The sequence below is a fragment of the Algiphilus aromaticivorans DG1253 genome (assembly GCF_000733765.1).
Taxonomy (GTDB): domain Bacteria; phylum Pseudomonadota; class Gammaproteobacteria; order Nevskiales; family Nevskiaceae; genus Algiphilus; species Algiphilus aromaticivorans.
This window is the reverse complement of sequence record NZ_JPOG01000001.1, coordinates 1,208,677-1,224,137: the sequence shown is the minus strand read 5'-3', so window position 1 is coordinate 1,224,137 and position 15,461 is coordinate 1,208,677. Positions and strand designations below refer to the sequence as shown.

At 66.2% G+C, this 15,461-nt stretch carries 11 protein-coding genes; 6 read left to right on the top strand and 5 right to left on the bottom strand.

Annotated features, from left to right (window positions below; genetic code table 11):
- Positions 1–167: 167 nt before the first annotated feature.
- Positions 168–1,106, bottom strand: coding sequence for a hypothetical protein (locus U743_RS05615; RefSeq protein WP_043766232.1), 939 nt, complete (start codon positions 1,104–1,106; stop codon positions 168–170).
- Positions 1,106–1,294: a PLDc N-terminal domain-containing protein gene (locus tag U743_RS05610; protein WP_043766229.1), complete on the bottom strand. Its 189-nt coding sequence runs from the start codon at positions 1,292–1,294 to the stop codon at positions 1,106–1,108. Before U743_RS05610 ends, U743_RS05615 begins: the two co-directional genes overlap by 1 nt.
- Positions 1,295–1,450: 156 nt before the next feature.
- Between U743_RS05610 and U743_RS05605 the strand changes: the two genes are divergently transcribed.
- The 3 genes from U743_RS05605 to U743_RS05595 all read left to right on the top strand — a co-directional run bounded on the left by U743_RS05605 (position 1,451) and on the right by U743_RS05595 (position 5,344).
- Complete coding sequence (locus tag U743_RS05605) at positions 1,451–2,632, top strand: PQQ-dependent sugar dehydrogenase (protein WP_043766226.1); 1,182 nt, start codon at positions 1,451–1,453, stop codon at positions 2,630–2,632.
- 140 nt (positions 2,633–2,772) lie between these two features.
- On the top strand, positions 2,773–3,069 hold the full coding sequence (locus tag U743_RS05600) for a hypothetical protein (RefSeq protein ID WP_043766222.1): 297 nt from the start codon (positions 2,773–2,775) through the stop codon (positions 3,067–3,069).
- A gap of 58 nt (positions 3,070–3,127) precedes the next feature.
- The gene (locus tag U743_RS05595; protein WP_084191384.1) at positions 3,128–5,344 is read left to right on the top strand and encodes a TonB-dependent receptor; all 2,217 of its coding nucleotides are present in this window, start codon (positions 3,128–3,130) and stop codon (positions 5,342–5,344) included.
- A 521-nt stretch (positions 5,345–5,865) separates the two neighbouring features.
- On the opposite strand, the gene U743_RS05590 is transcribed toward U743_RS05595, so the two are convergent.
- The 3 genes from U743_RS05590 to U743_RS05580 form a co-directional block, all read right to left on the bottom strand.
- The gene (locus tag U743_RS05590; RefSeq protein WP_043766217.1) at positions 5,866–7,260 is read right to left on the bottom strand and encodes a YfcC family protein; all 1,395 of its coding nucleotides are present in this window, start codon (positions 7,258–7,260) and stop codon (positions 5,866–5,868) included.
- A gap of 6 nt (positions 7,261–7,266) precedes the next feature.
- The gene (locus U743_RS05585; protein WP_052367574.1) at positions 7,267–7,719 is read right to left on the bottom strand and encodes a beta-lactamase hydrolase domain-containing protein; all 453 of its coding nucleotides are present in this window, start codon (positions 7,717–7,719) and stop codon (positions 7,267–7,269) included.
- A gap of 76 nt (positions 7,720–7,795) precedes the next feature.
- Positions 7,796–9,235 carry a dihydrolipoyl dehydrogenase gene (locus tag U743_RS05580; RefSeq protein WP_043766216.1) on the bottom strand — a complete coding sequence of 480 codons (1,440 nt, stop codon included), beginning with the start codon at positions 9,233–9,235 and terminating at the stop codon, positions 7,796–7,798.
- Between the two features lie 263 nt (positions 9,236–9,498).
- On the opposite strand from U743_RS05580, the gene U743_RS05575 reads away from it, so the two are divergent.
- The 3 genes from U743_RS05575 to U743_RS05565 all read left to right on the top strand — a co-directional run bounded on the left by U743_RS05575 (position 9,499) and on the right by U743_RS05565 (position 15,460).
- Positions 9,499–10,338, top strand: coding sequence for an ion transporter (locus U743_RS05575; protein WP_198021948.1), 840 nt, complete (start codon positions 9,499–9,501; stop codon positions 10,336–10,338).
- A gap of 180 nt (positions 10,339–10,518) precedes the next feature.
- Positions 10,519–11,877, top strand: coding sequence for an IS5 family transposase (locus U743_RS05570; RefSeq protein WP_052367386.1), 1,359 nt, complete (start codon positions 10,519–10,521; stop codon positions 11,875–11,877).
- Between the two features lie 112 nt (positions 11,878–11,989).
- The gene (locus U743_RS05565; protein ID WP_043766214.1) at positions 11,990–15,460 is read left to right on the top strand and encodes a methylmalonyl-CoA mutase family protein; all 3,471 of its coding nucleotides are present in this window, start codon (positions 11,990–11,992) and stop codon (positions 15,458–15,460) included.
- The last annotated feature ends 1 nt before the right edge of the window (position 15,461 follow it).

Below are 15,461 nucleotides of genomic sequence, written 5' to 3'. Positions count from 1 at the left end.
GAGTTGGGGCGAACCCGGGCCAGCGACACACCCATTGTGCGGCAGGCCCGCGTCCATCCTCGCTCATATGTCAGTTATACACGACGCTCGTCTGCCCTTCGCCTGCTGCGCAATGACCTCCTGCGCAGCGACCGACGAAGCGTCAATAGCCGCCTGGAGAGTATTCCCTAGAGACCGGTCCGCCGGCGCAGCTCATAGACCCGTGCCTCAGCGCTGCCGTCCTCAATCGGGGCGGACCCCATGATGAAGACCAGTTCGCGCGGCCGCGCAAGTTCTTCGTCCTCTTCGCGCACAAAGTCGTCTAGGAATGCGAGCCCGAACATCGTGCGCAGCGGCGGCGCCTCGTCGGCGTCGGGGTCGCCGCCGCACTGGCTCTGGTCGAAGCTGATCTCGTAGATGTTGAAGGCGGCATTGATCAGGGCGAAGCGGCCATCGTAGCGGCACAGCTGCTCTGAGACCGGGTCCGGCGCGTTGCCGGCAATGCCGGCATCCGGCCCGATGTTAAAGGTCACGACATCCGAGCCGAACTCGTCGGTGCGTCGCCAACCGCTGACCATCCGCTCCTGCCTACTGGGCCGCTCGGAGAGCCGCTCCCGATAGCTACCGCTGATGCTGCCATCGCCAGCGTCAGCGGCGTCGTTCCCGCCCTGGCCCGAGAAGAAGACGCTCAGGCTCTCGGCCGGGCTAAAGATGCCGGTGATACTCAAGGGGCGCACACGTCGCCGCAGCACGGTCTCGGTCTCCTCCGTCTCCTCGCCTTCCTCGTCGAGCACGGGGCGCTCGACCTCAATGACGTCGTAGAGGCGTAGCGCACCGGTCAGCGTTTGTCCCGGACCGCGCCGGTAGCGCCCCACCATCACGCGCTGCGGGTCAGCCGGCATGTAGCCGGCGATACGTGGGTCTTCACCCATCGGCCGCCGTGGCGCCAGCACGAAGACCCAGTCTTCCTCGCGATTCTCGGTGCTGGAAGACAGTCTCGCTTCATAGATTCCGGCAGGGCCGCTGCCTGCGCTATCGCCCAGCGTGATGTCGACGGCGTCGTTCTGTGAACCACAGCCGGCGAGCAACGCCGACACGAACAGTAACAACGCAGTGCGCATTGTCATCAGCGGCTCCGTGGGCCAAAGAAGAACCAGACGATGACGCCCAGTAGCGGCAGAAGCAGCACAAAGACAACCCACAGCGCCTTCGCCAACGGCGAAGCGCCACTCTGAACGATGTGCAGCACCGCCCAGATCACGATCACCAGGTGAATGATGCCGAGAATGCCGAGGTTGCCGAGGTCGTCGATCATCTTCTTGGGACTCCAGGTTGGCTGCGCGCAGCATAGCTTTTCTCGCGCCTATATCACGGTGTCCTGCCTTCCATTCGGTGACCTAAGGCCGACAGACGTGTATTGACCGAGCATCTACGGCACCCTATGACCGATATCAAACGATGGAGAAACCCCATGCTCCGCTTTCTGCCGGCGATCACGCTGCTGCTCTCGGCCTGCAATGGCGCTTCCGCTGGCGGCGGCGGCGGCGGCGTCGCCGTCCACGCGCAAGCCGAGTCCGTCAAGGCACCAGAGCTACAAGTGGAAACGCTCGCCGAGGGTTTCGACCATCCGTGGGACCTCGCCTTTCTGCCGGACGGCACCATGCTGGTAACGGTGCGCTCCGGGCAACTGCGCCACGTCTCCACCGACGGCACGGTCAGCGTGCCCATCTCCGGCGTTCCCGAGGTCTTCGCAGAGAACCAGTCGGGACTGCTGGACGTGCTGCTGCACCCCAACTTCGCCGAGAACCGTCAGCTCTATCTCTCCTACGGCAGCCGTTGCGCACAAGGCGGCGCTACCACTGCCGTGACGCGCGCGCGGCTGATCGACAACAACGGCACGCTGCGGCTGGCCGAGGCTGAGGAAGTCCTGCGCGCCAATGCCTGCCACCGGGGCGGGCGGCATATGGCAGGCCGGATGGTCTTCGATGATGCGGGACATCTGTTCGTAGCCATCGGCGACCGTGGCATCGGCGAGGCCGAGAACAATGCGGCTGTACAGGACACGAGCAATCACGTCGGCACGGTGCTGCGGTTGAACGAAGACGGCAGCCCGGCCGCGGGCAACCCCTTCGCCGAGGGCGGCGGCGACCCGAAGATCTTCACCTACGGGCATCGCAACATCCAGGGCATGGCGCTGCATCCCGAAACCGGAGCGGTCTGGACGCACGAGCACGGCCCGCGCGGCGGCGACGAGATCAATATTCTTGAAGCCGGCACCAACTACGGCTGGCCCGAGATCACCTACGGCCGCCACTACAGCGGCGGCGAAATCGGCCCACCGGCAGCCGAGGGCCTGGCGCAGCCTGCCCTCTACTGGAAGCCCTCCATCGCCCCCAGCGGCATGGCCTTCATCGCGCGCGACGGCGCCATGCCCGCCGACTGGCAGGGTGACCTGATAGTGGGCGCACTCAAGGCGCAGCTACTGTCACGCCTGCGCTGGGATATTGAAGCTGGACGCCTTGAGGAAGTTGCGCGCCATTTCAGTAACGAGTTCGGGCGCATCCGAACGGTGAAGAGCGGGCCCGGCGGCGCACTCTATCTGCTGACCGACAGCGCCAACGGCAAGCTTCTGCACCTGATCGCGAGGGAGTGAGAGTGAGGCTCGCTTGCCGCGAGCGCTGCGCCCCATGACAGTACTGCGTCACCGTCACCGGCGGCGATTACGTTGTAATGTTATGGTATAACTCTTCATGCTTCGCTGGACCAACGCGCCCCTGTCCCATCGCTAACTGCATGTCCCTGAACCCCACGCGAACGCTGCTGCTGGCGATGGCCCTGATACTCAGTCAGTGGCTGATGCTGGGGCATGCCAGCGAGCATGTGGTGCCGGCAGAAGATCTCAGCTGCCAGATCTGTCTGCATGCCGAGCGATCCGGCAGCGGGCCGGTCATGCAGCCAGCACAGCTCGCCCTGGCACCTCGCAGCTGTGAGGCGCCAGAGCTGGAGCCTGCCCCGGTTACCCCGCGCCGTGACGAGGCGATCTGCTCGATCCGAGGACCGCCAGGGCCTTCCTTCCCACACAAGGAATAACCACGACGCCAGCCCCCGCGGCGGCGTCCCGCTCTGGAAGCAACCGTGATCGAAGCCCATGTCCCGAATTCAAGCACTCGGTTTGTCAGCCATCGCGCTGACAGCCTATACCCTGCACGCCCCCCTGCTCGGCGCCGAAAGCTCAGAGGGGCAGCCGGCCCAGCTCGAAACCATCGTCGTCACGAGCCCCTTTCGCCAGAACGCCGAAGAGCTCATACAGCCCGTTGACGTACTGTCCGGCGAGGCGCTCGAACGCCAGCGTCAAGGCACCATCGGCGACGCCCTTTCCGAGCGACCCGGCATTTCCAACGCTGGCTTCGGCCCCGGTGTCGGCAGACCAGTTATTCGCGGCCAGAGTGGCGCGCGGGTGCAGGTACTCAGTAATGGCCTGAGCACCATGGACGCGTCCTCCATTAGCGCCGACCATGCCGTCGCGGTGGACCCGCTATCGGCAGAGCGCATTGAGGTTCTGAAGGGGCCCGCCACGCTTATCTACGGTGGTGGTGCGTCAGCCGGCGTCGTCAATGTCATCGACGATCGCCTGCCCAATATGGTGACGCCCGGGCTGCGCCTGCGCGGTGATATCTCGCGTGGCGACAACGCCGACGAAACGAACGGCGCGCTGCGTGCCGGCTACGGCATCGGCTCCTGGCAGTTCGGCGCGAGCTACTCGCGACGCGATGCCGACAACTTCGAGATTCCGGGCCCCGCCGAACGCGAGCTGCACGACGAGCACGCACACGACGAAGAGGAAGAGCACGAGGAACACGCGCACGAAGCCGAAGAGAGCAGCGGCATTCTGGACAACAGCAAGCTCGACACCGAGCGATTCGGCGCCTCGGCAGCCTGGGTGGTCGATCGCGGCATGCTCGGCGCCGCTGTCAGCCACTTCACGACCAACTACGGCGTTCCCGGCCACGGCCACGAGGAGGCGCACGATGAGGAAGAAGGCGAGCACGACCACGAGGAAGAGGAACACGGACATGAGGAAGAAGCGCATGGCCACGACGGCGTGCGCATCGACCTGGAACAGACGCGCGTCGATCTGCGCGGCCTGCTCTACGACCCCCTGCCCGGCTTCACGCGCGCCGAGACGCGCATCGGCGTCAACGATTACGAGCACCGTGAGATCGAGGGCAGCGGCGAAGTCGGCACGATCTTCGACGTCGACGAGCGTGAAGCCCGCATCGAGATGGAGCACGTCCCGCTCGGCGACTGGGTCGGTGTGGCCGGAACCCAGCTACGCCAACGCGAATTCGAGGCCATCGGCGAGGAAGCCTTCGTGCCGCCCACCGACACCCGCGCTGCGGGACTCTTTCTCGTAGAAGGCCGGGATTTCGGTGCGCACCGCCTGGAGCTCGGCGGCCGCGTCGACCGCACCCTGCATGATCCCGAAGGCAATCAACCGGGGACCGACTTCACCACCTGGAGCGTCTCAGCCGGCACCGCCTTCCTGATTTCCGAGCACCTGCATCTGCGTGTCAATGCACAGAGTGCCCAGCGCGCACCGGCCATCGAAGAGGTCTACGCCTTCGGCCCGCACATCGCCACTAGCTCCTTCGAGCGCGGCAGCCTCGACATCGACGCCGAGACGGCCAACAACATCGACGTCAGCCTGAGCCGCGACGAAGGACGCTGGACCTGGGAGCTGACCGCCTTCTACAACCGCATCGACGATTACATCTTCGCCGAGGAGGTCGACGAAGGCCTGAACGCCGACGGCAGCGGTACGCCCGCAAGCGACGGCGAAGCGGACCGTGTCGACGAAGAAGGCAACTTCGACCCGGACGGCGAGCTGCTGCTGCTCGACTATCGCCAGCGCGACGCCGAACTCTTCGGCGCCGAGGCGCAGACGCGTTTCGCCGTGCTGGACGCAGGCGATTACGGGCTCGGTGTCCGCGCCTTCGGCGACTTGGTGCGCGGGCGGTTACGCGACGACGACGAGAATTTGCCGCGCATCACACCGGCGCGCGTCGGCATCGGCGCCGACGGCCGCATCGGCGCCGTCTCGCTCAACCTCGCCTACACCCGCGTCACCGAGCAGGACCGCACCGCACCGCTGGAGACGAGCACCCCGGCCCACGACCTGCTATCCGCCGACATCGGCTACACGCTGCGCACGACCGCCGGCGAAGTCACCCTCTACGCCCGCGGCCGCAACCTGCTCGACGAGACCCGGCGCGACGCCACGTCCTTCCTCAAGGATGTCGCGCCCCGCCCCGGCCGCTCGCTCTATCTCGGCCTACGCTTCGACTTCAGCGGCACGGCGCTATAGGCCAACAGCGATGCCGCGAAGCGGTGAGCCAGAACGACTTGTGCCCTTTGAGGGGTGATCCGCGACCGACTTGCCGGTGGCAAGTCGCAGCGCGGATTACGGCTGGGCCATGGAAGGCCCAGCCTGGGTCACTTGGCGAGGTCTGGATGACCGAGCCTAGTGACTGCGGCGATCTTCGCGCTCCGGAACACAGGGGCTATCCGGCACAAGCGTTACTGCCGAACTGCCGCTGTCACTAAGCTCGGCTCCTGCCTCGCTAAGTGACCCGGCCCGGACCTCCTTGTCCGGGCGTTCGCCCACTGCGAAGTGCGACCGGCACTTCGGTCGGGCTCACCCGCGGCAGGCCACCCGGCGGGCACCATGGCTTTGGTCACTTTGGCCGTAACCAAAGTGACCCGCACCGATCGCGCGGGAACATCCGGTAGCTCTGAGGTACCCGGCGCGGAATCCGCAAGCGAAACCGGGTCGATACGGCCTTAAAAGTGGAGGTGGACAACGTCTACGAATTTGCCACCGCAAACTCACTGATACCCAATCATCACAGCCACCACCAACGCCACAGCCGCCGCCACCAGCCACTTCGCCAGCAACGGCAGCACGAAGCGCAACCAGCGGCCGTAGGGAATGGCGGCCGCGCCCAGGATCCCCATCAGCACCGGATTCGTCGGCACGACGATATTCGAGAAGCCGTCGCCGAACTGGAAGGCCAGTACGGCCACCTGGCGCGGGATGCCGACGATGTCGGCGACCGGCGCCATGATCGGCATGGTGGCGTAGGCTTGGCCGCTGCCAGATGGAATGAAGAGATTGAGCAGCGTCTGCACCAGCAGCATACCCACGGCCGCGGCGTGCTCGCCCACCATCTGCAGCGGGATGGACAGTCCGTGCACGATACTGTGCAGCACTTGGCCATCCTCAAGCAGCAGACTAATGCCGCGCGCGAAGCCAATGAGCAGGGCGGTGCCCACCAGCTCGGCCGCACCGTTGACGAAATGCGTGGCGCCGTCACTGGCCCCGAGCCGGCCTATGACGATGATGGCAACGGCCAGCCCGAAGAAGGTCGCGGTCAACTCGTTCAGGTACCAGCCCTGCGAGCCGATACCCCAGATCAGCAGCCCTACTGCCGCCGCGGTGGCCAGCAGACAGGCGCGGTGCCGCCAAGTAAGCGCGGTCGTCTCGGAGACCGGCTCGATATTGGCTGGCAGACCGGCAACGAGGCTCTTCGTCGGATCGGCCTGCACGCGCGCGGCGTAGCGCCAGACGTGGTGCACGCCGATGGCGACGAAGGGCACGAAGAGCAGCAAGCGATACCACATGCCCGAGCCTGGCGGCAGCTCGGCCACCTCGTGCGCGGCGAGAACCGTGAAGGGGTTGAGAAAGGCGACGCCGTAGCCGGCGCCATAGCCGGCCAGCACAATGCCTACCGCGGTCATGCGGTCGAACTGCAGGCTGACCGCCAACGCCGCCAGAATTGCGACCAGCGGGATGTATTCAGCCGAAGTTCCCAGAGCGGCCGAAGCGATCGCGAAGAGTGTCACACCGCCGCTGATCAGCCAGCCCGGGCGGGCGCCGAGCAGATGGAGCGCCCGACCCAGCCCGGCGTCGATGGCACCACTGGCGCGCAGCGTGCCCACGGCCCCACCGACGATGAGCACGAAGAAGATGATGGGCGCGGCGTCCGCCATGGCACGCGGAATCGCCGTCAGCAGTGCCAGCGGAGACAATCGCACCCGCTCGTCGACCGTCTCGTAGGTGCCGGCAACAACGATGGCGCGGCCGGCCTCGTTCTGCGCCGTCTCGAACACTCCCTGCGGCAGCAGCCAGGTCATCGCCCAGGCCGCCACCATCATGCCGAAGAGCAGTACCAGGGTGTGGGGCACGCGCAGCGCGCGCGCCGCTCGCGGTGCCGTAGTCATGCGCGCCTACTGCTGGGGGCTGCCCTGCTGCAGCAACCGTGCCACCGCCGGCTCCAGCTTCGTCATGCCGGTGGCGCGACCGATCTCGAGCGCCTCCTCGGCGCTCTTGCCCTCATGCCAGGCCGCGCGCAGCGCCAGCAGCGCGCCGACACGATTGCCCGAAGCGCAGTGGAAGACGGTGGGCTTGTCGCCGATCTCGCCGAGCAGTCCGTCGAGCATGGCCACGGTATGTGGATTGAGGTCGTGCTCGCTGGCGATGGGTAGATGGTGATAGCGCATACCCAGGTCCTCGACCATCGACGTCTGGTCCTCGCCCTGCTCCGGAATCGGCCGCAGATTGATGACGTGCTGGACACCCGCATCGGCCGCCGCGCGGAACTGCTCCGCATCCGGCTGGCCCGCCGTAAGCATATTGTCCGACGCGCGCTTCTCAAAGGGGAGATCGAGACTCTTCAGCATGGCAGCGGTCCTGGCTGGATATGGTGAGCTGCCCGTACCCCGGGCGACAGGCCGACATTATCAGCTCGGGCGACGCTCAGCCGCCAGGGCCGTCGATATCGCAGCCGGGAACCGGCGCCGGCCCCTTCTTCAGTGCGTGGGCAAGATCGCGCAGTGCCGTGCGCAGCCCCTCCTCGACGACAGGGTGATAGAAGGGCATCGCCAGCGCATCGTCCACCGTAAGCCCCGCCTGAACCGACCAGGCCAGCAGATGGCCCAGATGCTCGGCGCGCGGGCCAATGATTTCGGCACCCAGCAGCCGGCCGCTGTCGTGGGCGCCGTAGACGCGCAGCAGACCGGCATTCTCGCGGATCACGCGCGCGCGACCCTGGCCGGCGAAATCGACCTGACCCACCGCGAAATCGGTGCCCGACTCGCAGAGCGCGCGGAAGGACTGCCCCAGCGCAACCACCTGCGGCTCGCTGAAGACCACCGATAGTGGCGTGCGGCGATACCCCCGCCGCACGTCGGGCCAGCGGCCGGCGTTGTCGCCGGCGATGCGACCCTCGTCGGCGGCCTCGTGCAGCAGCGGTTTCTCGTTGTTGACGTCGCCGGCGATGAAGACCGGGCTATCACCGCACTGCCCTGTCAGCGGATCGAACTGCGGCAGACCCTCGTCATTCAGCGGCACACCGGCGGCTTGCAGGTTCAGGCCGTCGACATTCGGCGCACGACCGGTCGCGGCCAGCACGCGTGCGAAGCGCTCGCTGTGCTCGCCTTCGTCGTCGCGCCAGCGCACGCTGAAGGCCTCGCCTTCGTCGGTGATATCGAGGAGTTCGCTCTCGAGCACCAATGGAAACGCTCGGCCGAAGATGGTCCGCGCCTGGGCAGCGACTTCAGGATCCGTAATGCCGGCAAGGCGCCGGCTGCGCCCGAAGACGTGCACACGCACACCCAAGCGGTGCAAGGCCTGGCCAAGCTCCAGGCCAATGATTCCGGTGCCGAATACCGCCACCGACTCGGGCAGATCCGGCCACTCGAAGATCGTTTCGTTGGTGTCCAGGCGCTCGCGCGGCAGCGCACCCAGCGGGCCGGACAACTGCGACGTGCTGCCGGTAGCGATGACTACACGCGCCGCCTCGACGCGGTCGCCATTGGACAGCGCCAGCGCGCCCGGTGCCTCGAAGCGAGCGTAGGCATGCAGGCGGTGCGCCTGCGGCCAGCTTTGGACCGTTTCGACGACGAAACCGACGAAGCGGTCGCGCTCGGCCCGCACGCGCCGCATGACGGCCGGACCATCAATGCGCACTTCCGGGATCTGCACACCGAAGCCATCCGCCTCACGCGCCCCGTGCGCGGCATTGGCTGCGGCGATCAGCAGCTTGGAAGGCATGCAGCCGATGCGCGCGCAGGTAGTGCCGTAAACGCCGCCCTCAATCAGCAGCGTCTTTGCGCCATGGGCGGTGGCGGCGCGATAGGCGACCATGCCGGCGGTACCTGCGCCGATAATGGCGACGTCCCAACGATGCGTAGTCATGCTGGATCCTCGCAGTATTCGGCGGTAGCTTAGCGCGGCGTCCGGCCGGAAGATGCGGCCAGCACGTTCGCGATTGATGCGCGAAATTCGCAGGCGAACTACCCAGACTTCGCGACATGCGCAGGGTCTGCCGGCGGGAGCGCACCGCTGCCTGCACACTCGTGCCCGCAGCGGCCTTCCGACTCGAAGGCCGAGTGCTGCCGCGCTTGACCGCCCGGCAGCGTCGCCCTAGCGTGCCCAGCAAAGCACAACAAGGCCAAACCGTGTCCGCACCATCCCAAGACGCTTCCGAAGCGGCGCCCAGCGCACAGGACCCGAGTTTCAACGCCGTCTTCGGGCGCGAGAGCGTGCGACTGATCGACTGGCTGATGCTGGCTCTGGCGCTGATTTCGGTGGTGGTGCTGAGCTGGGCGACCTTCGGCGACGTCTCCGAGGAGACAATGCGCTGGGTCGTCATCGGCGATTACGTCGTCTGCAGCATCTTTCTTGTCGAGTTTCTGTTCCGCTGGCGCGAAGCGAGCTGGCAACTCAGCTTCCCGGCACGTCGCTGGTACGAAGTGCTGGGCATGATCCCGGTCTCAGATCCGGCGCTGCGCGGGCTGCGGCTGCTGCGCGTGATCCGGGTGGTCATCCTGCTCTCACGACTGGGCCGAGCAGCTGACAGAGCGCTCGGCGAAGAGGTCGTCTACCGCGTCGTGCGCCGGGTACTCGGCATGGTCATCGGCATGATCAAGCGCCCGCTTACGGTTGCGATCATCGGCGAGGTCGCTGACGTGCTGCAAAAGGGGCACTACACGCAGAACATCTCGCGCGCGCTCGAAGCCAACCGTCAGACGCTGACCAAAACCATCCTGGAAAAGGTAGCAGCGGACTCGCGCACGGGCTATCTCTCACGCCTGCCCTTCTATCGCGACGTCGCCCAGGTCAGCGCCGATACTTCGCTGAGCGTCGTGCTCGAGATCCTCAACGATCCGCGGACCGACGCGCTGGTCGCGGACATACTGCGCGAGAATCTCGACCAGATTCGAAACGCCATCCACGAGCGCGATGTGCAGGAAGAATCCGGCCATCAGCGGCAGGCGCCGAATACGGCCGAAGGCTAGACGGGCTCGCCTTCCACCGGCGCAGCGCCGGATCGCCATCCCCGGAGTCGCGACGTCGTCGGCCCTGAACAATCCGCAACCCATTGACCAGGCGCGAGAAATCAGAGATTTCTGCTTTCCGAAATCGCCAGCAACGGCGATAATGGGCCTCGAAACCTTGCAAAACTTGGACGCCTGCTGATGCGCCACAAGCCTGCGGCCTGCGAAGGCCCCGAAGGACGAAGCGACGATCTGTTTCGGGCGCGGCTCGATCAGATGATCGGGAATGAGCACCCGCTGGTGAAGCTGGCCGAGAAGATGCCGTGGGAGGCCATCGCCGAGCGGCTCTCCGGCGTGCTGCCACCGGAGCCGGCCGGTGCGGGCCGCCCGGCGCTGCCCATGCGCCTGGTTGTCGGCCTGCTGTATCTCAAGCACGCCTACAACCTGTCCGACGAACAGGTCTGTGCCCGCTGGCTGGAGAATCCCTACTGGCAGCACTTCTGCGGCGAGGTCTACTTTCAGACCACCTTGCCCTGCGACCCCTCCTCATTGACCCGCTTCCGCCAGCGCCTCGGCGAAGCCGGTGTCGAAGAGCTGCTGGCCCAGACCATCGAAGCCGCCAAGGCCATGAAGGCCATCCGGCCTCGGGATCTGGAACGCGTGGTCATCGACAGCACCGTGCAGGAGAAGGCCGTGGCTTATCCCACCGACAGCCGCCTGCTGGAGATTGCCCGAGGCAAGCTCGTCCAAGCCGCCCAGGCAGAAGGCATCGGCCTGCGGCAAAGCTACGCCCGCATCGGCCCCAGCCTGCGCCGCCGCGCCGGCGGCTACGCGCATGCCAAGCAGTACAAGCGCCTGCGGCGCGTGTTGGGCAAGCAGCGCACCCTCGTTGGCCGGCTGATCCGCGATATCCAGCGCAAGGCCACCACCGAGCAACAGCAGAAGCTCGCCACCCTGCTGACGCGCGCCGAGCGCATCCGCAGCCAGCAGAAGAAAGACAAGCACAAGCTCTACGCCCTGCACGCCCCGGAAGTCGAGTGCATTGGCAAGGGCAAGGCCCGCCAGCCCTACGAGTTCGGCGTCAAGGCCGGCATCGCCATCACCGCGAAGCAAGGCCTCATCGTCGGCGCCCGCAGCTTCCCCGGCAATCCCTATGACGGCGACACCCTGGCCGAGCATCTGGAACAGACCGAAATCCTCACCGGCATCCCACCAACCACCGCCATCGTCGACCTCGGCTATCGCGGTCGCCAACCTGAAGGCGTCGCCGTCATCCATCGCGGCAAGCCCAAGACCCTGACACCCAGCCAGAAACGCCTGCTCAAACGCCGACAGGCCGTAGAACCCACCATCGGGCACCTCAAGGAAGAGAACCGCATGCGACGCTGCCACCTCAAGGGCGCGCTCGGCGATGCCATGAACCCGGTGCTGGCCGCTGCCGGCTACAACCTACGGTGGCTGATGCGCTGGATCATCGCTTTTTGGGCCCAAATCCTGGCCGCGTTACTGCCGCTCACCCTGCCGAACCGCACGGCTATGACGCCGGACGCGGCCTCATGAGGGAATCTTCAGGGACGACGACGTCGATCAGCCTGCTTCACCAGTGGCTGGACGATGATCGGCGACGCGCGCATACTCACAATTCTGAATACAGATTCATTTTGAGTACGCCATGACCACTGCCGCCGCCCGCCAGCACGACCAGAAAGCCCAGACCGAGCCCACCGAAAGCCCGTTGCGCGTCGTTACTGCCGCCAGCCTCTTCGACGGCCACGACGCCGCCATCAACATCATGCGGCGCATGATCCAGGCCAGAGGCGCCGAAGTGATCCACCTCGGCCACAACCGCTCGGTGGCGGACATCGTGCGCGCGGCCATCCAGGAGGACGCCGACGCCATTGCGCTGTCCAGCTACCAGGGCGGCCACAACGAGTTCTTCGCCTACATGGTCGAGATGCTGGAAGAGCGCGGTGCCGGGCATATCCGCGTCTTCGGCGGCGGCGGCGGCACCATCACGCCGGACGAGGCCAAGGCGCTGCACGACAAGGGCGTCGAGCGCATCTACCACCCCAACGACGGCGCGCAGCTCGGCCTCGAGGGCATGATCGACGATCTCGTGAAGCGCACGGCTGACGCACGGTCCGCGCGCGGCTATACGCCGCCGACGGCCGAGGCGCTGGGTCAGCCCTGCGCCGACGATCCGGCCCTGGCCACGGCCCTGTCCACCATCGAGGACGGCATCCATTCCGAGGAGGAGCGCGCCCAGCTGCACCGCCAATGGCAGCTCGCCGGCGGCAAGACGCCGGTGGTGGGTATCACCGGCACCGGCGGCGCCGGCAAGTCGTCGGTGGTCGACGAGCTCATGCTGCGCTTTCTCGGCGCTTTCGAGCACAAGCGCATCGCCGTGCTGGCCGTGGACCCGACGCGGCGCAAGTCCGGCGGCGCGCTGCTGGGCGATCGCATCCGCATGAACAGCCTGCGCTCGGAGCGTCTGTACATGCGTTCGATGGCCACGCGCCGCGCGCACGCGGCCACCACGGCCATGCTGCAGGACGCCATCGCTTTCCTGCGCGCTCAGGACTTCGACCTCGTCATCGTCGAGACCGCCGGCATCGGCCAGAGCGACTCCGAGATCGTCGATCTGGTCGACTTCCCGATGTATGTCATGACCAGCGACTACGGCGCGGCCAGCCAGCTCGAGAAGATCGACATGCTCGACTTCGCCGAACTGGTGGTGCTCAACAAGTACGACCGCCGCGGTGCCGAGGACGCGCTCAGAGACGTCAAGAAACAGTGGAAGCGCAACCGCACGGCCTTCTCGCTTGCCGACGACGAGGTCCCCGTCTATCCCTCCATCGCCAGCCAGTTCAACGACCCGGGGATCACCTGGATGTTCGCCGAGCTGTGCCGGCTGCTGCGCGAGAGGCTCGAGCTGCCCGCCGAGGAGTGGACACCGGCGGTCGACACCAGCCTCAAGGAACCGCGCGAAACCGTGCTGATTCCGGCCGCGCGCAACCGCTACCTTGCCGAGATCGCCGAGAGCGGCCGCGCGACCAACAGCCGGGTCGACGAACAGGCCGAGGCCGCCGCGCGCGCGCAGCACTACCACGCTGCGCTGGCCGGCCTGGAGGACGCGAAGCTGCCCGAGCCGCTGGCCGGCTACGAGCGCGATGCGCTGCAGGACGAGGGTGACCGCAGCCTGCTGCGCCTGCGCCAGTGCTATCAGGACGCCATCGACAGCCTCGACGCCGACGCCCTGCAGGCGCTGCGCGAATGGCCCGAGCGCTACAAGGCGGTGACCGAGGAGGTCGCCGAATACACCGTGCGGGACAAGACCATCAAGGTCGAAAACTACCGCGAATCGCTATCGCATCAGCAGATCCCCAAGATCGCTCCGCCCGAGACGAAGGACTGGGGCGAACAGCTGCGCTTCCTGCTCAAGGAGAACCTGCCCGGCGCCTACCCCTACACCGGCGGCGTCTACCCCTATCGCCGCGCCGGCGAGGATCCGACCCGCATGTTCGCCGGTGAGGGTACGCCGGAGCGCACCAATCGCCGCTTCCATTACCTCTCCCAGGGCGGCGAAGCTGCGCGGCTTTCGACGGCCTTCGACTCGGTGACCCTCTACGGCGAGGATCCCGCCGAGCGCCCGGACATCTTCGGCAAGGTCGGCAATTCCGGTGTGTCCATCGCCACGCTGGACGACATGAAGAAGCTCTACTCGGGCTTCGATCTCTGTGCGCCGACGACCTCCGTGTCGATGACCATCAACGGTCCGGCGCCGATGATCCTGGCGATGTTCATGAACACCGCCATCGACCAGCAGATCGAGAAGTACCTGCGCGAGGACCCGAAGCGCTGGGAGGCCGCCGAGAAGAAGATCGCGGAGGTCTACAAGGACACGCCGCGCCCCGAATACTGCGGCGAGCTGCCCGAGGGCAACGACGGCCTCGGCCTCGGCCTGCTGGGCGTGACCGGCGACGAGGTCGTCGACGCCGAGACCTACGAGCGCATCAAGCGCGAGACCATGGCGGTGGTGCGCGGCACCGTGCAGGCGGACATCCTCAAGGAGGATCAGGCGCAGAACACCTGCATCTTCTCCACCGAGTTCGCGCTGCGCATGATGGGCGATATCCAGGCGGCCTTCGTGGAACGGGAGGTGCGCAACTTCTATTCGGTGAGCATCTCCGGCTACCACATCGCCGAGGCCGGCGCGAACCCGATCAGCCAGCTCGCATTCACGCTCTCCAACGGCTTCACCATCGTCGAGTACTACCTGGCGCGCGGCATGAAGATCGACGACTTCGCGCCGAATCTCTCCTTCTTCTTCTCCAACGGCATGGATCCGGAGTACTCGGTGATCGGCCGTGTCGCGCGCCGCATCTGGGCGCGCGCGATGAAGGAGCGCTACGGCGGCTCGGCGCGCAGCCAGATGATGAAGTACCACATCCAGACCTCCGGCCGTTCGCTGCACGCGCAGGAGATCCAGTTCAACGACATCCGCACAACGCTGCAGGCCCTCTACGCGCTGCTCGACAACTGCAACAGCCTGCATACCAACGCCTACGACGAGGCGATCACCACGCCCACCGAGGAATCGGTGCGCCGTGCCGTGGCGATCCAGCTCATCATCAACAAGGAGCTGGGCATCAACTTCTGCGAGAACCCCTGGCAGGGCAGCCACTTCATCGACAAGATGACCGACCTGGTGGAAGAGGCCGTCTACAAGGAGTTCGAGGCCATCAGCGAGCGCGGCGGCGTGCTGGGTGCGATGGACACCATGTACCAGCGCGGCAAGATCCAGGACGAGTCGATGCACTACGAGCACAAGAAGTACGACGGCTCGCTCCCGCTCATCGGTGTCAACACCTTCCTGCCCAAGGACCACGGCGGCGAGATCACCACCGAGATCGAGCTGATCCGTTCCACCGAGGAGGAACGCCTGCAGCAGATCCGCAACGTCGAGGGCTTCCGGGCCGCGCGCAACGCCATTGCCGGCGAGGTGCTCCCCGAGCTGCAGCGCACGGCCACCGAGCGCCGCAACACCTTCGACCAGCTGCTGGAGGCCGTGAAGTACTACTCCCTCGGGCAGATCAGCCACGCCCTCTACGCGGTGGGGGGCGAGTACCGGCGTAATATGTAGG